General features: G+C 44.0%; 18 protein-coding genes and 1 pseudogene. 13 read left to right on the plus strand and 6 right to left on the minus strand.

Annotated features, from left to right (window positions below; genetic code table 11):
* Positions 1 to 21 precede the first annotated feature (21 nt).
* A complete protein-coding gene (locus AB6E78_RS08680) occupies positions 22 to 828 on the plus strand; it encodes a DUF2989 domain-containing protein (RefSeq protein ID WP_017059380.1) in 807 nt (268 codons plus the stop codon).
* Between the two features lie 175 nt (positions 829 to 1,003).
* Here AB6E78_RS08680 and msrB read toward each other — a convergent pair whose 3' ends face one another.
* Entirely contained in the window at positions 1,004 to 1,441 is a 438-nt protein-coding gene (gene msrB / locus AB6E78_RS08685) for a peptide-methionine (R)-S-oxide reductase MsrB (RefSeq protein WP_080582205.1), read from the minus strand.
* Between the two features lie 319 nt (positions 1,442 to 1,760).
* On the opposite strand from msrB, the gene gap reads away from it, so the two are divergent.
* From gap to AB6E78_RS08715, 6 genes are all read left to right on the plus strand, one after another.
* Entirely contained in the window at positions 1,761 to 2,756 is a 996-nt protein-coding gene (gene gap, locus AB6E78_RS08690; RefSeq protein WP_017059382.1) for a type I glyceraldehyde-3-phosphate dehydrogenase, read from the plus strand.
* A gap of 242 nt (positions 2,757 to 2,998) precedes the next feature.
* Positions 2,999 to 3,883, plus strand: coding sequence for a D-hexose-6-phosphate mutarotase (locus tag AB6E78_RS08695; RefSeq protein ID WP_372133127.1), 885 nt, complete (start codon positions 2,999 to 3,001; stop codon positions 3,881 to 3,883).
* A 111-nt stretch (positions 3,884 to 3,994) separates the two neighbouring features.
* Entirely contained in the window at positions 3,995 to 4,810 is an 816-nt protein-coding gene (gene rlmA / locus AB6E78_RS08700; RefSeq protein ID WP_372133124.1) for a 23S rRNA (guanine(745)-N(1))-methyltransferase, read from the plus strand.
* 75 nt (positions 4,811 to 4,885) lie between these two features.
* Positions 4,886 to 5,839, plus strand: coding sequence for a ChaN family lipoprotein (locus AB6E78_RS08705; RefSeq protein WP_017059385.1), 954 nt, complete (start codon positions 4,886 to 4,888; stop codon positions 5,837 to 5,839).
* Positions 5,840 to 6,114: 275 nt separating this feature from the next.
* A complete protein-coding gene (locus tag AB6E78_RS08710) occupies positions 6,115 to 6,468 on the plus strand; it encodes a hypothetical protein (RefSeq protein ID WP_017070749.1) in 354 nt (117 codons plus the stop codon).
* Positions 6,469 to 6,590: 122 nt separating this feature from the next.
* Positions 6,591 to 8,477 (plus strand): BCCT family transporter, encoded by a 1,887-nt coding sequence (locus tag AB6E78_RS08715; RefSeq protein WP_017063436.1) that lies wholly within the window; start codon positions 6,591 to 6,593, stop codon positions 8,475 to 8,477.
* A gap of 106 nt (positions 8,478 to 8,583) precedes the next feature.
* Here the strand turns inward: AB6E78_RS08715 and AB6E78_RS08720 are convergent, their stop codons facing one another.
* A complete protein-coding gene (locus AB6E78_RS08720) occupies positions 8,584 to 9,021 on the minus strand; it encodes a YcgN family cysteine cluster protein (RefSeq protein ID WP_017059388.1) in 438 nt (145 codons plus the stop codon).
* Positions 9,022 to 9,180: 159 nt separating this feature from the next.
* Here AB6E78_RS08720 and AB6E78_RS08725 point away from each other — a divergent pair, with 159 nt between their 5' ends.
* Positions 9,181 to 9,429, plus strand: a complete 249-nt coding sequence (locus AB6E78_RS08725) for a YkgJ family cysteine cluster protein (protein ID WP_017059389.1) — start codon at positions 9,181 to 9,183, stop codon at positions 9,427 to 9,429.
* Positions 9,430 to 9,449: 20 nt separating this feature from the next.
* Here the strand turns inward: AB6E78_RS08725 and AB6E78_RS08730 are convergent.
* A pseudogene (locus AB6E78_RS08730) lies at positions 9,450 to 9,791 on the minus strand (DDE-type integrase/transposase/recombinase); the annotation flags it as partial.
* A gap of 140 nt (positions 9,792 to 9,931) precedes the next feature.
* On the opposite strand from AB6E78_RS08730, the gene AB6E78_RS08735 reads away from it, so the two are divergent.
* The 5 genes from AB6E78_RS08735 (at position 9,932) to aqpZ (ending at position 16,205) form a co-directional block, all read left to right on the plus strand.
* Positions 9,932 to 10,897: a LacI family DNA-binding transcriptional regulator gene (locus AB6E78_RS08735; protein ID WP_372133121.1), complete on the plus strand. Its 966-nt coding sequence runs from the start codon at positions 9,932 to 9,934 to the stop codon at positions 10,895 to 10,897.
* Positions 10,898 to 10,965: 68 nt separating this feature from the next.
* A complete protein-coding gene (locus tag AB6E78_RS08740; protein ID WP_102320046.1) occupies positions 10,966 to 12,699 on the plus strand; it encodes an alpha-glucosidase in 1,734 nt (577 codons plus the stop codon).
* A gap of 59 nt (positions 12,700 to 12,758) precedes the next feature.
* The gene (locus AB6E78_RS08745; protein WP_017070319.1) at positions 12,759 to 14,387 is read left to right on the plus strand and encodes a PTS transporter subunit IIBC; all 1,629 of its coding nucleotides are present in this window, start codon (positions 12,759 to 12,761) and stop codon (positions 14,385 to 14,387) included.
* Between the two features lie 79 nt (positions 14,388 to 14,466).
* Positions 14,467 to 15,273, plus strand: coding sequence for an endonuclease/exonuclease/phosphatase family protein (locus tag AB6E78_RS08750; protein WP_170962459.1), 807 nt, complete (start codon positions 14,467 to 14,469; stop codon positions 15,271 to 15,273).
* 242 nt (positions 15,274 to 15,515) lie between these two features.
* Positions 15,516 to 16,205, plus strand: coding sequence for an aquaporin Z (gene aqpZ, locus AB6E78_RS08755; RefSeq protein WP_048610468.1), 690 nt, complete (start codon positions 15,516 to 15,518; stop codon positions 16,203 to 16,205).
* Positions 16,206 to 16,271: 66 nt separating this feature from the next.
* Here aqpZ and recR read toward each other — a convergent pair whose 3' ends face one another.
* From recR to dnaX, 3 genes are all read right to left on the minus strand, one after another.
* Complete coding sequence (gene recR / locus AB6E78_RS08760; protein WP_019823189.1) at positions 16,272 to 16,871, minus strand: recombination mediator RecR; 600 nt, start codon at positions 16,869 to 16,871, stop codon at positions 16,272 to 16,274.
* A gap of 78 nt (positions 16,872 to 16,949) precedes the next feature.
* A complete protein-coding gene (locus tag AB6E78_RS08765; RefSeq protein WP_017062338.1) occupies positions 16,950 to 17,279 on the minus strand; it encodes a YbaB/EbfC family nucleoid-associated protein in 330 nt (109 codons plus the stop codon).
* Positions 17,280 to 17,431: 152 nt separating this feature from the next.
* Complete coding sequence (gene dnaX / locus AB6E78_RS08770) at positions 17,432 to 19,648, minus strand: DNA polymerase III subunit gamma/tau (RefSeq protein WP_372133116.1); 2,217 nt, start codon at positions 19,646 to 19,648, stop codon at positions 17,432 to 17,434.
* Positions 19,649 to 19,665: the final 17 nt, after the last annotated feature.

Raw genomic sequence — 19,665 nt, forward strand, 5'->3', positions numbered from 1 at the left:
AAGTGAAGGAATATGGAAATTATGAAATGGTTGGCGATTAGCCTATTGCCTTTCACTCTGGTTGGGTGTCTTGAAGGGAACAAAAATACCGATCAACTGTGCCAAAGCAATCCGGGTCTTCAGTGTGAACAATTGAACATGAACGATGGGCAATGTCGTGTCGCACGTACCGACCTCATCTGGCATCGATTTGAAGTTCAGAAGCAACCCACCGAAATCAACAAAATTAAAGAATTCGAATTAGTCACTGCCTACAAAAAGTGCCTAGAGCTCGCGGCACAGATCGAAACGATCGATCAATCTAAGCTGCAAGAGCGTCGCTTTACCTCTTTAATGCACAGTATCGAAGAGTCTGAGCGCATTGTTGATGAGCTATCGAAATCTGATACACCGGAAACGCTTTACTTCTTGTGGTCGCAAACTGGGGACACCAATGCCAGACGCAGTTTCCTACAACTAGAAGGCTCTGAAGCGTTAAACACAGCTGAGATGCAATATGCCTTGGCAACCTTCTATACCACCCGCAATCATATAAAGACACTTAAGCTACTCAATAATGCGCTAACGCTTTCTAATGGCTCGGTAGCCAACACTGAAATCTTCAAGTCGATGGCCAGTATCAACCACAGCCTGGGACATATGGAAAAAGCGTACGTTTGGGCAATGGTTGCCAAAGACTTTGACGTGCCGATTGCTTCTGAAGCCGAGCTCACGGTGTTGTACCATTTCGACAAGGCAACCTATAAGAAGCTAAATAAAGACGCAGATAACATCGTCGAAGCGATTGAGGATGGAATTTACAGCCCTTCAATCGTCCCGAGTTACTGATCGCTTCATTTATAGTGTTCTTACTTAAGCTTGTTATTCACCTGCTTTCAAATAAAAACAGCTACCTTTTTAGTAGCTGTTTTTATTTGTACTAGAGTTAAATCTGAAACCTTGGGCGTTTCAGCCTTCCTAAATCGACAAATGCGACCTGTAAGGATTAGACAATAGTTACAAGTTATTTCGTACTTTCGTCATTTTTGTTGAAAATTAACGACACTGAATTAACACAGAACCGTTCACCTGTGGTCTTCGGGCCATCTGGAAAAACGTGACCTAAATGGCTATCACAGGCGGTACAACGGATCTCTACACGCTTCATTCCGTGACTTAGATCTTCTATATAGCGTACTGCTTCATCATTCACTGGGGCATCAAAGCTTGGCCAACCACACCCAGAGTCATATTTGTTATCCGACAGAAACAAAGGGCTTTCACAGCATGTGCAGCTATAGACGCCAGTCTTATGGTTGTGCAGTAACTTGCCGCTATATGGGGCTTCAGTACCACGCTCACGACACACTGAAAATTCGTCGTCCGTTAGGCGCTCACGCCAGTATTCATCAGGCTTTATCATATTTCCTCCCTTTTGAATCACGTTAATATCTCTCCACATTCTCAGTTATTATATTTACTTTTTTCTATAAAGGCTTGCATATGAGTCGTTTTGTAGCACATACTTTCTCACCAGGAAACATTGTACATATACACTCATAAGTGAATCATCATTTAGGGGTATTTTACCCAACTGGAAGGGTACAGAGCCACTTGCAATGGTCAATTTTCAACCACTTACACCCAATTGTTAAGAAAAGCGTCGCTTTTTTTTGACATTAAACAAGTTAAGTCGGATTATCTATTGCAGATGTATACTGGATTCTGTAATTTTACTACCAGTTATCTTTAATCAGAAATTAAGTTGTGGAGCAACTACAATGACTATCAAAGTAGGTATTAACGGTTTTGGCCGTATCGGCCGTTTCGTATTCCGCGCAGCTCAAGAGCGTGCAGACATCGAAGTAGTAGGTATTAACGATCTAATCGACGTAGAGTACATGGCATACATGCTTAAGTACGACTCAACTCACGGCCGTTTCAACGGTACTGTTGAAGTTGAAGGCGGTAACCTAATCGTTAACGGTAAAACTGTACGTGTTACAGCTGAGCGTAACCCAGAAGACCTTAAGTGGGATGCTATCGACGTAGACGTAGTTGCTGAAGCAACTGGTCTTTTCCTAACTGACGAGACTGCACGTAAGCACATCACTGCTGGCGCTAAGAAAGTAGTTCTTACTGGTCCTTCTAAAGATGCAACTCCAATGTTCGTAATGGGCGTTAACCAAGCATCTTACGCTGGTCAAGACATCGTTTCTAACGCTTCTTGTACTACTAACTGTCTTGCACCTATCGCTAAAGTACTTAACGATAAGTGGGGCATTGAGTCTGGTCTTATGACTACAGTTCACGCTACTACAGCAACTCAAAAAACTGTAGATGGCCCTTCTGCTAAAGACTGGCGCGGTGGCCGTGGTGCTTCTCAAAACATCATCCCATCTTCAACTGGTGCTGCTAAAGCTGTAGGCGTTGTTCTTCCAGAACTAAACGGCCTTCTAACTGGTATGGCTTTCCGTGTACCAACTGCTAACGTATCTGTAGTTGACCTAACAGTTAACCTAAAAGAAGCTGCATCTTACGAAGAAATTTGTGCTGCAATGAAAGAAGCTTCTGAAGGCGAAATGGCTGGCGTTCTTGGTTACACTGAAGACCAAGTAGTATCACAAGATTTCATCGGTGAAGTTCAAACTTCAGTATTCGATGCTAAAGCTGGTGTTGCTCTAACTGACAAATTCGTTAAAGTTGTATCTTGGTACGACAACGAAATCGGTTACTCAAACAAAGTTCTAGACCTAATCGCTCACATCTCTAAGTAATTTCTTTTTGGAAATCGCTTTAGATAAGCATTAGCGAAGACTGTTTTGAGCAGACTTTGAAAAAGGCGACCTTAGTGTCGCCTTTTTAATGCCTGCTATCTTTTAAACCGCGTCTGTCTAAGCTCATCAAGATAGCCCAAACGCAAAATTCAATTCTAATACTGACTCTGCTTGTTACTCATGAAAACACAAGCATCACTCTAGTCAGCATTTGAATTCAATTTCCTTAGAAGGATCATGTAATGGATTTATCTACTCTACCTGCACTGGCGGTACTTTCTGACAACGTCACTATCGTTGAACACGAAGGTGTAAAACTGGTTCGCGTTATCCACGATAAAGCAAACGCAGCGATTTCACTGTTTGGCGGCCATGTGGTGTCATTCCAACCGCAAGGTCAAGAAGACCTAATTTGGATGAGCCAACAAGCTAAGTTCGATGGTAAAACGGCTCTGCGTGGTGGTATTCCAGTATGTTGGCCTTGGTTTGGTCGCATTGCAGCACCAACACATGGTTTTGCCCGTTCAAGTGAATGGCAATTGGTTGAACACCGTGAAAGCGAAGCTGGCGTGATTGTTAGCTTAGGTCTGAAGCCAAGCGAAGAGACGCTAGCAGTATGGCCTCATCAGTTTGATGCTCGCTTGAATGTTGAGATCGGCGAACAACTAAAAGTAACGCTGGACGTGAAGAACACTGATTCTCAGCCATGGACTTTCTCTGGTGCACTACACACTTACCTAAACGTTGGCGATATCCACAACACAACCACCACTGGTATGGGTGCTGAGTACATTGATAGCCTGCAAGGTGGCAAGATCTGCCAAGGTGGATCTGAACTGGTACTGACCGACACGATTGACCGCGTTTACACGCAACCAGAAGCGCAAATCTTTGTTGCTGACAAGAAGCTGGATCGCACGCTAACAGTTGAAAACCACGGTCATAACTCTGCAGTACTGTGGAACCCGTGGGCAGAAGGCGCTGCAAGTATGGGCGACATGCAAGACGACGGTTACCTAACCATGCTATGTGTTGAATCAACACTGCACGCACCAAGCCTAGAAGCCGGTAAAACGCTCCGGCCGGGTGAAAACCACCAACTGATCACTGTGATTAGTGCCCAATAACCGTATAAATACAGTTATAAAAAACGATTTTTGAGCGGCTTTATGTCGCTCTTTTACTTTTTGGTTTTAGCTCGTTACACTTGCGCTGTCTATTCTCCTTTAGAGGTCTCCATGACTTACCAATGCCCTTTGTGTCACCAACCTTTATCTCAAAACGATCGTACGTTTAAGTGTGAAAAGAACCATCAGTTCGACCTAGCGAAAGAAGGCTACGTCAATTTGATGCCTGCGCACCACAAACGCTCAAAAGATCCAGGTGACAACAAAGAGATGATGCAGGCACGTCGTCGCTTCCTTGAAGGTAACCACTATGACCCAATGCGCCAAGCGGTGGTGACGTTGTGTTCTCGCTATCTACCAGAAGAGACGCCTAGCCTATTGGATATTGGTTGTGGCGAAGGTTATTACACCAACGAAATTGCTGTGAATCTTCAAGAAAAGAAAGGGGCTACTTTTGGCCTAGACATTTCTAAGATTGCTATCAAATACGCCGCTAAACGCTACCCTACTGTCGACTTCTCAGTTGCATCAAGCCATCGCCTACCCTTTGCTGAAAACAGCTTAGACGGAATTCTACGCATTTACGCGCCTTGCAAGGCTGAAGAGTTACAACGCACCATCAAAGATAATGGTGTGGTGATCACCGTGACACCAGCTAGCCGACACCTGTATCAACTGCGTGATGCAATTTATGATGGCGTTCGCTTGCACGACGAAGATCCAGAAGTGATCGAAGGTTTTACGCTTGAGCATCAAGAGCAACTAAACTATATGATGGAACTATCGGGGTCAGATGCATTCGACCTGCTACAGATGACGCCGTTTGCTTGGAAGGCGAGTGAAGAGTTTAAACTACAACTCACCGAGGCAGAGCAATTCAACTGTGAAGCTGACTTTATGCTGCGAGTGTACCGCAAACAAATTTAATTGATATTGATTATCGTTTGCATTGAAATCTTATCTTGCCTCCTTTAGTATGCGTGTTCTTCAAGGAGGCATTTCATGCAACGTATTATTCTTATCGGATTAGCTACTCTTCTCACGGCTTGTGCTAGTCAACCTGCAAAAGACACTTCTCAAAAAGTGGCTCAAACGGAATCCGTTTCCACATTCTATGACTACCAGTTCGCTTCTCCACAAGGCGAAACACTTTCTCTCGATGCATTACCCGAGCAGCTGATTGACGCTGATGTGGTTCTAATTGGCGAATGGCACACGCATTCTGCCATTCACCGCTTCCAAACCGACTTCTTAAAAGCGCGCCGCAACGCAACATCAAACATTGCGCTTTCAATGGAACAGTTCACTCGAGAGCACCAAGCCACACTTGACCAATACTTAAACGGCGAAATTGGCGAACAAATTCTCATGTCTCAAGCGGCAGCTTGGCCAAATTACGAAAGTGATTACCGCGCGTTAGTTGAGTTCGCAAAAGCCAACGACGTCGATGTTATTGCGGCAAATGCACCAAAGCCATTCGTGCAGTGTATTGGCCGTAAAGGATTGCCTTACCTAGACCAATTATCGACCGAGCAACGCCAATGGATTGCTGCCGAAGTGGATACTGGCGATAGCCCTTACAAAGAAAAGTTCATGGCTTCTATGCATCACGGTACGCCAGAGCAAACAGAAAAGCAGTTTGCCGCTCAGGTTACCTGGGACGAAACCATGGCTGAGTCGATTGTGGATTACCTAGCATCAAACCCTGATAAACAAGTGATTCACGTGGCTGGCAAGTTCCACACCGAGGGTGGTTTAGGGACGGCGGCATCAATTCTACGTCGTAACCCTGATTTAAAAATCGCCATCATCAGCCCGGTTGAAGCGATCTCATCGGATAGCGGTGATTATCAGCTTGAAGTGCTTTCGCCGCCGGCTCGCTTTGTAAAGAAAGAGAACCGAATGAAGGCATACAAGCATCTGTCAAAACGTAGCGCTAGCCTAGAGTGTGAGTAGGATCTGTTGATCCACTCTTCTAAGCTAAAGAGTCGATGGGCTAATCCTAGATAATTAGCCCATCGTCACAACTTGATCACGTTCCCGTCATTCATCCTAACTCTATCTAAAATCAAACATTCTTATCGGCACAAGACTTGCTTAGTAAATAGACGATTTAACCAAGCAGACGAAAATGTAATGTGCGAATAAAAAACATCACTATCGATGATTAATTGCACAAGTTTTTCACACCTCTGCCGATACTATATTTAAGGATAGGTAAGGAGAGCTATATGACGCCAGTAGGAACGAGTAATACTCAGCTGTATTCGCCTTCGCAGATGAACGCTAAGAGTTCAGCTAACGAAGCTGAAAAGCCTACACCGCTTAAGGTTGAGCAAAATACGGTTAAGCTTTCTGATGAAGGCAAAGCACTCTTATCTGCCCTAAAAGAAATTGATAAAGAAGCGAAGAAAGTCGAAGCAGAAAACGCGACAGTTACCGATAAAGTTGAGTCATTCGCTCATGGTGCCTTGGGTATGGATCACCCAGATAAGATTGAAGAAGAAGATGATGGTTCTTATTCAGCGGGGCAATACCTGTCCGCAGCGGCAACCGTAGGCGGTATTCTTCTCGCACTCATTTAGCCTTGCCAACCTATCGCATTCTCTAGAATAAAAGCGATTTATCGTTACGACAATAGACCCGATTAGGTCTAAAAAACGAGTTCATTCCATAATTCCGCTCTCATTTTAATGGAATAATACTCGTGAAAAACACTTTTGAGCTTATCGATAAGCCAACCTTTTTTGGTGCTATAGCACTCCTACTCACGATAGTTTTCCCGCTCATTTTGTTCCCTGCACAGGGCGCAGACTGGATTGCGGTTGCGAAAACATTCATGACTGATCAACTCGGATTCCTGTATCTTGCTCTAGGTCTCGCAGCCTGTGCATTTATGGTGTACGTAGTATTCAGTGATATGGGACAAATTAAACTAGGCGAAGCTGATGAAGAGCCTGAGTTTAAAACTGCATCATGGGCTGCCATGCTATTTTGTGGCGGTATCGGTGCAAGTATCTTGTATTGGGGCTGTATTGAGTGGGCTTACTACTACCAATCACCGCCTTTCCAACTAGAACCTGGCAGTGAAGAAGCAGTACGCTGGGCTGCGACCTACGGCCTATTCCACTGGGGACCAATCGCATGGTCTATCTACCTAATCCCGGCAATTCCTATCGCTTACTTCTTCTACGTACGTAAACAACCTGTTCTAAAGATTTCAAGCGCATTAATGCCTGTTCTTGGTGAACACCGTAGTAAAGGCGTACCAGGAAAGATCGTTGATATCCTATTCATTTTCGGTCTATTAGGCGGCGCTGCAACAACATTAGGTTTAGCCGCTCCTCTGATCACTGAAGGTCTAAATCACCTATTTGGTCTACCTAAAAACAACCTAACGCAAGTGATGGTGCTTTTAGTGTGTACTGCGATTTTTGCTTACTCATCTTATGCTGGATTGGAAAAAGGCATCAAGATCCTAAGTAACATCAACTTCTGGGGTGCGATGGGTCTACTGGCTTTCGTTCTGATCGCGGGTCCAACAATCTTCATGTTAGAAACAGGCTTAGACTCAATTGGTCGTCTACTGTCTAACTTCTTCGTGATGGCAACGTGGGCTGAACCATTTGGTGGTTACGGTACATTCGAAAACACTCACTTCCCACAAGACTGGACGATTTTCTACTGGGCATGGTGGCTAGTATTTGCACCGAGTATGGGTCTGTTTGTTGCGCGTATCTCTCGCGGCAGAACCATCAAACAAATGGTGTCAGGGTCGATCTTCTTTGGTTCTCTAGGTTGTTTCCTGTTCTTCATGATCTTAGGTAACTACGGCCTATCACTGCAGCTTTCTGGTGAGCTAGATGTCGTTGCCATTTTGAATGCGGAAGGCGCAACCAAAGCTATCTTCTCGATGCTTGCACAATTGCCAATGAGCACGCTGGTTATCGCTGTATTTACAATGCTGTGTATCATTTTCACGGCAACAACATTTGACTCTATCTCATACATCCTAGCGTCTGTTGTACAAAACAACGTGACCGAAGAGCCAATGCGCTGGAACCGTATGTTCTGGGCATTTACTCTGTCGTTCTTACCAACGATTCTAATGTTCTTAGGCGGTCTAAGTACGCTACAAACGGCGGCGATTGTTGGTGGCTTACCACTGCTTGCTATCTCTGTGATGCTGATGATTTCAGCGGTTCGTGCGACTAACCTCGACCTACGCCATCAAGATGCGTATATCGAGCCAACGATCAACATCGAAGAACTGCCAGACATGGACCCTTGGTCTGCTGAAGGTATGGCGTTGGCTCAGTTTGAGAAAGAAAGAGATGCAGCACAAGAAGCCGCAGAACTTGAGCGTGTTGCTTACACAGAACTTGCCGCAGTGAAGAAAGAAATTCGCGCTTATGTGTTAGAACAAGGTTCACAAATGGAAACTCACGAGTTACCAGAGAACCTACAACAAGCACTTGAGCAGGCCGAGAGTAATCTTAGTGCCGCACAAGCGAAAAAGATCGAGTTATCTGAGCAAGCTCAGAATGCTCGTATCACGTTCAATCAGGTGGTTGCAGACTTACCGCTTGCTTGACATTAGCCATGACACAGTCCATTGATTTGGACCCTCCTAAATACGACAAAGGCTCACAGAAATGTGAGCCTTTTTTTTATTCGGGTGATTGACTAGTCTTCGTTAACTAGCGGTTCGGGTGGTTCAAGATGTGGTCTTCCCAATCGACAACATCGATTTCGTATACCACTTTGTTACGAACGCTTTCACCTGCTGCATGCATCTCTGTTTTTGATCCGGTGATCAACGGGTGCCATTCAGGAATCGGCTTAGATTCTGATAAAAGGCGGTAAGCACAAGTGTCTGGTAGCCAGTGAAACTCATCGATCTTGTCACGAGTCAGCTTCAAACACTCTTCACCTGAAGTGAAGCGGTTCGGGTAATCTTTACACGAACATGTTTTGTCGTTTAACCAGCTACACGCCACATTGGTGTAGTAAACTTCATCGCTATCTTCATCCATTAGTTTATGTAGGCAGCACTTACCACAACCGTCGCAAAGTGATTCCCACTCATTCTCGGTCATCTGTTCTAGTGTCTTTTCTTGCCAAAATGGATTCGTCATAGGATTACTTCTTACTCTTTTACTGGGGTGCGTGTTATACCGCTAGCCCATAAAAAGTTCAAGGATAATAATTGTTCATTCTTTGATTCAATCAACAGCTGTCACTCTCATCATTTTTTGCTACTATCGCGCACCCTGTTATTTAGTGAGTTTAATTTGATGGAATGTCGCCTAGGTTGTGGAGCATGCTGTATCGCTCCAAGTATTACATCTGCTATTCCTGGAATGCCTAATGGTAAGCCTGCTGGGGTACGCTGCATCCAATTAAATGAGCAAGATCTCTGCAAATTATTTGGTCAACCTTCACGCCCGAAGGTATGTCACCAATTCAAAGCTTGCCCTGTCATTTGTGGTAAAACCGACCAAGAAGCCCTTGATAACCTGATCGAGTTAGAAGCTATTACCTAAGCGTATTAGCCCTTTTCTATATCCCAGCAATTTCTTTTCCTACTCATACTTTGCTTTAGGTTATAGGTGCTTATGAGGCCTCAATAGTCTTTCAAACAATACTGACTACCTCGCTATGAGTAATAACCGTTTCAGGAAACTCTCGGCGAAATAAAGCCATCGATAAGACATCACAGATCAATGAGGCCTTTATTCTCGTACCCATAAACCAACCAATAACTTGCCTTGAATAAAGGTCAATAATGGCAACTAATTATAGCCAATATTTGTTTGTAGCTACGTCGGTGATATCTCCTGCCCATTTTTAAATTAGCAGTCGTTGCACTGAAGACCTGAGCGAGCAAGGCCGTAACTACGGGTATTCAGTTCAGGTCAAGAAGTGGACAATATCTTATAAACTTGAAGTACTATGTGTATATCATCAGGTAGCGTTTTTATTTACTTTGTTGTCAGCCAATATATTGGATAATATGGCAATAATACATTATGGAAGGAAAATGTGATGAGTAAAAAAATGACCATGGCGGAGATTTCAAGACAGCTTGGAATTTCAACAATGACCGTGTCACGTTACTTTAATGACGGTTATGTCTCGGCTGAAAATCGCCTTAAAATTGATGCTATCGTCAAAGAAAATCATTATACCCCTAATATATTTGCTCGTTCCATTCGTAGCCAATCTAATATTATTGGTTTCGTTGCTCCTCGCATTGAGTCATATACAACTAGTTTAGTAATCAAAGGGGCACTGGCGGCTGCCAATGAATCAAAAGTACGAATGCTTTTTCATGCCTCAGGGTTTAACCATGAGTCAGAATGCCAAGCTGTGAGAGAGTTTAATGGCTTAAATGCATTGGGCACTATTATTATTGCTTCAAAGCACAGTGTCGAAGAGACGTTTTATCAAACCTTAGACAATGTGTTATTTATTGGTAAAAACACCCCCCACCATTGCTGTTTATATTACCCCGACCATGCTGCAATTAAAGCACTCGTTTCCCAAACCATCACTCAGTTAAAACAACAGCAGGCACCGCTGGCAGCCGTACATTATATTTATGATGAGCGTATGCTTTCCAGCCGTACTAAGTTGATGCAAGCCACCATTACTGACACCGTCCCTGAGTTGAATTTTTCACTACAAGCTCTAGCCAACTCGGAGGACAAAGCCGGCTACCAGGCAATTCAATTACAGCCTAATCATGTCTACTTTTGTGCCACCGATAATATTGCTATTCGTTTATATCGTCGCGCCAAAGAACAGCAACTCAAGATTGGTCATAACTTATGGATTGTAGGTATGGGTGACTATGACTACAGCGATTTGTTAGTCCCAAGCCTGACTACTGTCGCTTTTAACTACTATCAAGTGGGCTACCAAGCTGTCAAAAAATTGCTCAAGCGCGATTTCAGTTCCGTTGAAGGCACATTCGACATAAGAATGAGAGAAAGTTCACAGTTTCTCTGAAATTGTATTGAGTCCAAATAGGTTCCATTTAACACTATGTGTTAACGATAACACACATAGTATAACCGATGACACTCGCTAATAATCTACACTCAAAACCACTCGCGTGGTGGAAGAAAGCAACTGCCTACCAAATTTATCCCCGTAGTTTTTATGATACAAACCAGGACGGTATTGGTGACATCAATGGGATCATTGCTAAGCTAGATTATCTTGCTGATTTGGGCATTGATTTAATATGGATCTGCCCATTCTACGCATCACCGAATGATGATAACGGTTACGATATCAGTGACTATCAAGCGATTCATCCTGACTTTGGAACCCTTGAGGATGTGGATAAATTAATCACTGCTGCTCATGAACGTGGCATTCGCATTATTATGGATTTAGTGATAAACCACACTAGCGATGAGCATCCATGGTTCATCGAATCGCGAGATAACAAAGATAGCCCTAAGCGTGATTGGTATATTTGGCGTGATGGTTGTGAGCCTACAGCTGAAAAGCCGACTTGCGAACCAAATAACTGGGAAAGTATTTTTCATGGTAGTGCATGGGAATATGATGACAAAACTGCACAATATTATTTGCACCTATTTTCTAAAAAACAGCCAGATCTTAATTGGGAAAACCCTGAAGTTAAACAAGCACTATTTAAAATGATTCATTGGTGGTTGGAACGAGGTATTGATGGTTTCCGTGTCGATGCAATTAGCCATATTCAAAAACAAGCTGGTTTACCCTCTTTACCCAATCCAAAGGGTGAAAACTATGTCTCTTCATTCGATTATCATATGAATGTGGCAGGGATTGAAAAACATCTGTATGAGTTAAAAGAGCAGGCGTTTTCGCCTTTTGATATCGTGACCGTTGGTGAGGCCAATGGGGTGACGGCTGACAACGCATTGCCTTGGGTTGCTGAAGCGACCGAGCACGATCAAGGTGGTGTTTTTAACATGATTTTTCAGTTTGAACACATGAAGCTATGGTCGGAAGAACAAAGCAACGAGAATTTCGATCTCGTGGCGTTCAAACGCATTTTATCGCGTTGGCAAGATGCCTTAGAAGGTAAAGGCTGGAATGCGCTTTATTTAGAAAACCACGATCAAGCTCGTAGTATTGATACTTTTGCCGATCCTAACTCTAGGTATGCCAGTGCTACCGCGTTAGCGAGTTGTTATTTCTTGATGAAAGGAACTCCATTTATTTATCAGGGCCAAGAGATTGGTATGGTAAATCATCAGTTTACTTCTCTTGACGAATTTAACGATGTGTCTGCGAGAAATTTAATTCAAAAGCTATCGCAACAAGGTCAGAGCGATGCCGATATCTTAGCCTTGTTAAATCAAGTATCCCGCGACCACAGTCGCTTGCCAATGCAATGGAATGACCAGGATTTTGCCGGTTTTTCTGAGGTGCAACCTTGGTTCTCGGTGAATCAACAGTATGCAGATATCAATGTTGAGCAACAACAGCAAGATCCAAATTCGATCTTAGGTTTCTATAAGCAGTTGATTGCTTTGCGTAAGTCACATGAAAGCTTAGTGGTTGGCCGTTATCAATTACTGCTAGCTAACGATCCTAATATCTATGTTTATCAACGTGTTGCTCAAGATATGACATGGACCATTATTACCAATTTAAGTCCACAAGAGAGCGTTGTTGATATCGACTGCACCCAATTAGGCGAGTTAATGCTTGATAATCAGAATATTAACAATGAACACGTTCGCTCAGATTTTATAACAACGCAAATAGCCCCCGCTTATGCCGCGTATATATTTGCAAGAAAGCACTAAATTATATTTATGGCTAGGCGCTGATAACGTTAGCCTGTATTTAAATCAAGGAACTATTTATGAGTAAGTTACTATCGTTTGATTTTTGGCAACGATTTGGGAAGTCCCTTATCGTTGTTATCGCGGTGATGCCTGCCGCTGGTATCATGATATCACTAGGTAAAGTGGTCGCAATGTATGCGGGTGGGTTTGGTGCCATTGAAACACTAGGCGCTATAATGGAAAACATAGGTTGGGGGATCATTGTTAACCTTCACCTATTATTTGCGGTCGCGATTGGTGGTTCGTGGGCAAAAGAGCGTGCAGGTGGCGCATTTGCCGCGCTAATTGCCTTCATCTTAATCAACCGTATCACTGGGGTTATATTGGGCGTGGATAACGCTATGCTCAGTGACCCAGAAGCGGTTGTGATGAGCCTATTTGGTTCTGAGTTACCTGTCTCTCAATTCTTCACGAATATTTTGGGTGCTCCTGCCCTAAATATGGGTGTGTTTATCGGTATTATGTCTGGCTATTTAGGTGCCAACTTATTTAACCGCTATCATGACTTCGCTCGCTTACCTCAGGCATTAGCATTTTTCAACGGTAAGCGTTTTGTACCTTTTGTTGTTATTTTCTATTCGCTGATTATTGCGTTTGGTTTATCTGTAATATGGCCTTTAATTCAAGGTGCGCTTAATGATTTTGGTCAATGGATTGCTACCTCTAAAGACACTGCGCCGATCACTGCTCCTTTCTTGTATGGTACGTTAGAGCGTTTATTACTGCCATTTGGTTTACACCACACTTTAACTATTCCAATGAATTACACCGAGTTGGGTGGTACTTATGAGCTTTTGACTGGGATGAATGCGGGCTCAAGTGTTTATGGTCAAGATCCATTATGGCTTGCTTGGGTCAGCGATTTAAATAATCTTAAATTAAGCGATCCGACAACTTACCAACACCTGTTAGATACGGTGCACCCAGCACGCTTTAAAGCAGGCCAAGTTATTATCGCAGCCTCTTCATTGATTGGTATTGGACTTGCGATGTATCACTGTGTTGATAGTGATAAGCGCGCACAATATAAGCCAATGTTCTTATCTGCCTGTCTTGCTGTGTTATTAACCGGTGTGACTGAGCCTATTGAATTCATGTTTATGTTTATCGCTCCCGTTTTGTATGTTGCACATGCTGTGTTAACAGGAGTTGCATTTGCGTTGGTCGATGTGATGGACCTACGTGTACATGCCTTTGGTTTGATTGAGTTACTCACTCGTATACCTATGATGGTTTCAGCGGGCATCGGTGGTGATCTGGTTCGCTTTGCATTAGTTTCTATTGTTTTCTTTGTGGTTAACTATGGATTGTTCCGCTTCCTAATCGTGAAATTGAAGTTACCAACACCGGGTCGTATGGGTAACTACCTGGATGAAAGCTCAGAATCGATGTCAGAAGATGAGAAGATGAACATTATTATTCAGAATTTAGGTGGCCGTGCCAATATTGCTGAGATTGATGCTTGTATGACTCGCTTGCGTATTACAGTTAATGATCCGAAGTTGGTTGCTGAATATGCGTCATGGAAGCCGACAGGGGCTCTTGGTGCTGTGATTAAAGAACAGGGTGTACAAGTTATTTATGGCCCTGGGGTGGATGTTATTAAATCTAAGTTAATAGAGAAATATTCAGCACAACCTGCGTAATTCTTTTTAGATCAAATAACCTCGAGAAACGCAGCCTTGCGCTGCGTTTTATCTCACTAGAATAAATAAGTGAATAATAATGAAGTTAATGACACTAAATACCCACAGTTGGCAAGAAGAAAAACAGCTAGAAAAGTTAGATGTGGTCGCGCAAGCCATTATCGAGCAAGGGTGCGATGTGGTTGCATTACAGGAAGTGAATCAACATCAAGATAGCCCGGCCGTTGATGCCAATATATTAACCAATCACACTGTGTTGGCGAATAACTATGGTTATTTATTACAGAAAAAACTCATGGAATACGGTCATCACTACCAACTTACGTGGGATTTCGTTCATCAAAGTTATGAAGTATATCAAGAGGGGCTCTCATTTTTAACGCGACTACCGATTGTCGAACATGAGGTCATTGATTTAAGTGATAACTATGATGTGAGCTTTTGGAAACATCGGCGAGCAGTGCGTATTAAAGTGACCTCTCAACAGGGTGATTTTAATCTTTATAATTGTCATTGTGGCTGGTGGAATGACTCAGAGAACTCATTTGAGGATCAGTTCGACCGAATCAAGGCAACTTTACCAACAGAGTTGAGCTTTCTATTAGGCGATTTCAACAACCCAAGCCATATACGTAATGAAGGCTATGATTACGTATTACAACGCGGTTTGATGGATTGTTATGAAGTTGCTGAAATCAAAGATGATGGAACCACTGTCATTAAAAACATTGATGGTTGGGAGCAAAATAGCCAAGCGTTACGCATTGATTTAGTACTTAGTAATCAGCCTGTAGTGGTAAAGCAGCATAAGGTGATTTTTAATCACGATTTTTTTCCGGTTGTATCAGATCACTTTGGGGTGTTGGTAGAAGTAGAACTTACTTAATTTTTATCAACTCATCGTAGTTTAAATAAAAAGAATACTGACACAAATACGGCTAATTATCAGGTCACTCTTACTTGCTAAAATAGCGATAGAATACGACTGACCTTAACGATCTTTAGTGCGAGTTCGAAGTGATTACATAAGATTCTCTGTTCTTTCTTTCAACTATATACACAAGATTTCACACTTCTGCGAAATCTAAACTATCTTGTTGATACTGGTACAGATTAATAAGGATCGTTATGAATAGGTATATTGCAGAAATGTTCGGTACATTTTGGTTGGTGTTAGGGGGTTGTGGTAGTGCCGTCTTGGCCGCTGCTTTTCCCGATGTAGGTATCGGCTTACTCGGGGTTTCCCTCGCGTTTGGTTTAACCGTACTCACCATGGCTTTTGCTATTGGCCATATATCCGGCTGTCATCTCAACCCTGCTGTTACAATAGGTCTTTGGAGCGGTGGTCGCTTTGATGCCAAAGACGTCGCACCTTATATTATTGCCCAGGTCATTGGCGGTATTATCGCGGGTGGTGTGTTATTCGTGATTGCTTCAGGCCAAGCAGGCTTTGACGCTGCGGCATCTGGCTTTGCTTCAAATGGTTACGGTGAACACTCACCGGGCGGCTATTCACTTACCGCTGCACTGGTCTGTGAAGTGGTCATGACCATGGTGTTCCTGTTCGTGATCATGGGCGCGACTGATTCGAAAGCCCCTGCTGGGTTTGCACCCATTGCGATTGGTCTCTGTTTGACCTTGATTCACCTTATCAGTATTCCTGTAACCAACACCTCTGTGAACCCTGCTCGAAGTACCGGCGTGGCTGTATTTGTCGGTGATTGGGCCGTTTCGCAATTGTGGCTATTCTGGGTTGCACCGATTATTGGTGCCGTGATTGGCGCGATGATATACAAAGCGGTAAGAGGTTCAGATTAAGCGCTGAAAAACGTCTAAAGCAATAAAAGAAAAAGCCGCTTAGTGATGATTCACCAAGCGGCTTTTTTAGATCTTATGACGACCGAGTAAGGAGTGCGAAAGCGTGGTGCCATCCACCAGCTCTAGCTCACCACCAACAGGAACACCATGAGCGATACGGCTTGCGTTCACTTCATGGGCATTACATAGCTCAGCAATGTAATGCGCTGTGGCTTCCCCTTCAACTGTTGGGTTAGTCGCTAGGATTACTTCCGAGATATCACCACGACGCAGGCGGTAGTCCAAAACATCGAGACCGATGTCACTTGGACCAATACCATCAAGTGGTGAAAGGTGACCCATCAATACAAAGTAACGGCCTGAATATTGTCCTGTCGCTTCTATTGCTGCAATGTCTGCTGGGCTCTCTACTACACAGATTTGACCATTTTCCTGACGTTTAGGATTGGTACAAATGTGGCAAGTATCTTCTTCAGTAAAAGTACGGCACTCATTACAGTGACCAATTTCGGTCATTGCTTGGCTAAGAGCTTCAGCCAACTGTAGGCCGCCTTTTCTATCGCGCTGTAACAAATGAAAGGCCATACGCTGCGCCGACTTGGGGCCAACCCCAGGTAGACAACGTAAGGCCTCCATCAAATGCTCCAGCATATGACTGGTACGCATATTTAACCGTTCTAATGTTCAGGTAATAGCCTGTTCAACACAAACCACCACCTGAATTAACCTTTAAGAATAAGTTACTTAGAAAGGCATCTTCATACCTGGTGGAAGTTGCATTCCGCCAGTTACGCTAGCCATTTTCTCTTTTTGAGTTTCTTCAACGCGACGAGCCGCATCGTTGAAAGCAGCAGCGATAAGATCTTCAAGCATCTCTTTATCGTCTTCCATTAGGCTTTCATCGATATCAACACGGCGAACGCTGTGGCTACCAGTGATCGTTACTTTTACAAGGCCAGCACCTGACTCACCTGTAACTTCCATATTTGCGATTTCTTCTTGAAGCTTTTGCATGCGCTCTTGCATTTGCTGGGCTTGCTTCATCATGTTGCCCATACCGCCTTTACCAAACATGTTAATACTCTCTGGTCTAATTGGTTTATTAAAATTAATTAAGCTATACGAGCTTAAATGGGGGTTAAAACAGTGTGATTCAACCCCTCGATGTTCAGTTCTCAGATTTGCTTATCTGGGATGATATGCCGGTCACTAAACAAGAAAACGTTCTAGATAGGACGAACGCTGTCTCTGTCGAGTTCAGCGGCAAAACGTCTTTCAATGAACTGTACGTTGGCATCGTTTTCTAAAGCGGTAAACGCGTCTTTCAACTTACCTTGATACAGTCGTTCTCGTAATTCTAGCGGCGTTTCTCCACCATCACCGATTTCAACACTCAAATGACACTCTTCTCCAAGCACAGTATTGAGAGACTGCAATAGCTCACTCTGCGCACGGTCGGTATTCAAATGAGCTTGGCTCGCTCTTAACGTTAAAGTGATTGATGTGTCGTTTTTAGCAAACACTGAGTTCAATGCTAACTGTTCAACAAGCTTGGCTGTCTCTAGCTTTTGAATCGTGGCTGACCATTCATCTTGAGCAATCGACTCTTGAAGCAATTTATCGACCATTTCTGGTGTCTTAATATGCTCCAACGCACGCTTGATCTGAGTAGGTGTAAGCTCTTTGCTCACCTCTTTCACTACAGGTTTAGACGGTTTCCAGCGATAAGGTTCATTATCGTTGGTCACATTTTCTGTCGAAGAGGATGATAAAGAAGCTGGCGACACCCGCTCAGAACCACCGTGTTGCTGAGCAACTCGATCAAGAACTGAAGTTTTAGCTGGTGTCGCTTTAGCCTTTTTTGGCGCCGAGCCTTTGTTTTCTGTTGCCGAACTGCCTCTACGTTGAGAACGTAATTGGTGGCGTAAACCACTCACAGGCGAAGTTGCACGCGCTGGCTGCTCTTGCGGAGCAGAAGGTGCAACGCTTGGCTGTTGAACCGGACTCTGGTTTTGATAATTCGTTTGTTGCTGCTGAGGCTGCTCTGCACCGTAGCTTGGACGCTCATCATAAGCAGGAGGCGCGTCATACTGGCTATGCGGGTAATCCTGCTCAGGATAACCTTGGTTGCCTGAATGTTCAGCGTAACCTTGCGAATCTGAATACTGTGCTGGAGTCTGTTGCACGGGTGGCTGCTGCATAGCTTGCTGTTGAGGCGCCTGTTGTTGCATCTGAGGCTGTCTCGGAGCTGCCATTGGCGCAGGTTGACTCACTGACTGAGCAACGTTCTGAGCTTGAGCTGCTGGAACTGGCGCTGGGCTTGCCGACTGAGTCGAGATTGCCGTAGCAACCGCTTGTTCAGCTGGTCTAAATGCCAACATGCGTAAAACCACCATCTCAATACCAACGCGAGCGGTTGGCGACAATGGTAAGTCTTCACGACCTTTCAATACGATCTGGTAGTAGAGTTGAATGTCTTGTGGGCTAAGCGCTTTGCTCAGTAGTTCAAGCTTCTCAGCGTCAGGCTGTGCCTTATCTAATGTAGATGGCAAAGCTTGGAACATCGCAAGACGATGCAGTTGGGCCGCAAGCTGATTCAGCAAACCATCCCACTCAACACCGTTCTCAGCAAGGATTTGGATACACGCCATCGCTTGCTGTGGCTGCTTACTGCTAATCGCTTCAAGCAAGTGGATAGCTTGGTCGGTATCCAGTGTTCCGAGCATGTGAGCAACAGTATCTGTTACGACATTGCCATTACCCAATGCGATAGCTTGGTCTGTAAGGCTTAGCGCATCACGCATACTGCCATCAGCAGCATGAGCAATCATTCCAAGCGCACGAGATTCAGACGTCACATCTTCTTGTTCAAGAATATGATCGAGCTGCTCGTGAATATTATCAACGCTGATCGGCTTAAGATGGAACTGCAAACAACGCGACAAGATCGTTACTGGAAGCTTCTGTGGATCCGTTGTTGCGAGCAAGAATTTCACATACTCAGGCGGCTCTTCTAAGGTCTTTAGAAGCGCGTTAAAGCTGTGCCTGGAAAGCATGTGGACTTCATCGATTAGGTAAACCTTGAAGCGACCACGTGCAGGCTTGTACTGAACATTGTCCAGAAGCTCGCGGGTATCTTCTACCTTAGTTCGTGATGCCGCATCGATCTCGAGCAGGTCAACAAAGCGACCTTCATCGATTTCTTTACAGGTTGCACATTCACCACAAGGTGTTGAGGTAATGCCTGTTTCACAGTTGAGTCCCTTAGCAAACAAACGACCGATGGTTGTTTTACCAACACCTCGTGTACCGCTGAACAGGTATGCGTGGTGCAACCTATTCTGGCTAAGGGCATTCTCTAATGCTGTTAAAACATGGGCTTGACCAACCACTTCTTTGAATTTGGTTGGTCGCCATTTTCGCGCTAACGCAAGATAGCTCATGAATAATTCCGAAAAGG

Source organism: Vibrio sp. 10N.247.310.98 (assembly GCF_041467395.1).
GTDB classification, from domain to species: domain Bacteria; phylum Pseudomonadota; class Gammaproteobacteria; order Enterobacterales; family Vibrionaceae; genus Vibrio; species Vibrio crassostreae_C.

Excerpts from the sequence above, each read along its gene's own strand:
- rlmA (WP_372133124.1), top strand. The coding sequence starts at position 3,995 with ATGACTTACCAATGCCCTTTGTGTCACCAACCTTTATCTCAAAACGAT.
- AB6E78_RS08720 (WP_017059388.1), bottom strand. The coding sequence starts at position 9,021 with ATGACGAATCCATTTTGGCAAGAAAAGACACTAGAACAGATGACCGAG.
- gap (WP_017059382.1), top strand. The coding sequence starts at position 1,761 with ATGACTATCAAAGTAGGTATTAACGGTTTTGGCCGTATCGGCCGTTTC.
- AB6E78_RS08735 (WP_372133121.1), top strand. The coding sequence starts at position 9,932 with ATGAGTAAAAAAATGACCATGGCGGAGATTTCAAGACAGCTTGGAATT.
- recR (WP_019823189.1), bottom strand. The coding sequence starts at position 16,871 with ATGCGTACCAGTCATATGCTGGAGCATTTGATGGAGGCCTTACGTTGT.
- AB6E78_RS08705 (WP_017059385.1), top strand. The coding sequence starts at position 4,886 with ATGCAACGTATTATTCTTATCGGATTAGCTACTCTTCTCACGGCTTGT.
- AB6E78_RS08740 (WP_102320046.1), top strand. The coding sequence starts at position 10,966 with ATGACACTCGCTAATAATCTACACTCAAAACCACTCGCGTGGTGGAAG.
- AB6E78_RS08750 (WP_170962459.1), top strand. The coding sequence starts at position 14,467 with ATGAAGTTAATGACACTAAATACCCACAGTTGGCAAGAAGAAAAACAG.
- AB6E78_RS08765 (WP_017062338.1), bottom strand. The coding sequence starts at position 17,279 with ATGTTTGGTAAAGGCGGTATGGGCAACATGATGAAGCAAGCCCAGCAA.
- msrB (WP_080582205.1), bottom strand. The coding sequence starts at position 1,441 with ATGTGGAGAGATATTAACGTGATTCAAAAGGGAGGAAATATGATAAAG.
- AB6E78_RS08725 (WP_017059389.1), top strand. The coding sequence starts at position 9,181 with ATGGAATGTCGCCTAGGTTGTGGAGCATGCTGTATCGCTCCAAGTATT.
- AB6E78_RS08745 (WP_017070319.1), top strand. The coding sequence starts at position 12,759 with ATGAGTAAGTTACTATCGTTTGATTTTTGGCAACGATTTGGGAAGTCC.
- AB6E78_RS08680 (WP_017059380.1), top strand. The coding sequence starts at position 22 with ATGAAATGGTTGGCGATTAGCCTATTGCCTTTCACTCTGGTTGGGTGT.
- AB6E78_RS08695 (WP_372133127.1), top strand. The coding sequence starts at position 2,999 with ATGGATTTATCTACTCTACCTGCACTGGCGGTACTTTCTGACAACGTC.
- AB6E78_RS08710 (WP_017070749.1), top strand. The coding sequence starts at position 6,115 with ATGACGCCAGTAGGAACGAGTAATACTCAGCTGTATTCGCCTTCGCAG.
- dnaX (WP_372133116.1), bottom strand. The coding sequence starts at position 19,648 with ATGAGCTATCTTGCGTTAGCGCGAAAATGGCGACCAACCAAATTCAAA.
- aqpZ (WP_048610468.1), top strand. The coding sequence starts at position 15,516 with ATGAATAGGTATATTGCAGAAATGTTCGGTACATTTTGGTTGGTGTTA.